Source organism: Lentzea kristufekii, assembly GCF_033949925.1.
GTDB lineage: Bacteria > Actinomycetota > Actinomycetes > Mycobacteriales > Pseudonocardiaceae > Lentzea > Lentzea kristufekii.
The window spans coordinates 1-447 of record NZ_JAXAVV010000099.1; the positions used below are offsets into that span (position 1 = coordinate 1).

General features: G+C 68.2%; 1 protein-coding gene. It reads left to right on the forward strand.

From position 1 onward, the window contains the following. Nucleotides 1-447, forward strand: a 447-nt coding sequence (locus SK571_RS46250) for a transposase (RefSeq protein WP_319990447.1), incomplete at both ends; no start/stop codon positions are given.

A 447-nucleotide genomic window follows, 5' to 3' on the forward strand; every position in this document is an offset into this window, starting at 1 on the left:
GCTCGCCAACCTGATCACCACCGCGCCCGCCGCGCTCCGCGAAGCCTTACGCGGCAAGAAAAGCAAGGCACTACTCGCGGCCTGCACCGCACTGGAACCCGACCTCACCCAACTGGCCAACCCCACCCACGGCGCCATGCTCGCCCTGCAGGCCATGGCCGAGCGGATCACCAACCTCAACCGGCACATCACCCAGCTCGACAAACACCTCACGCCGCTGGTCACGGCCACTGCCCCGACCCTGGCAGGCCTGCTCGGCGTCGGCACCGACATCGCCGGCCAGCTCCTCGTCACCGCCGGCGACAACCCCGAACGCCTGCACAGCGAAGCCTCCTTCGCCAAACTCTGCGGCGTCGCACCACTACCCGCCTCATCCGGACGCACCGACAAACACCGCATCAACCGAGGCGGCGAACGCCAAGCCAACCGAGCCCTGCACATCACCGT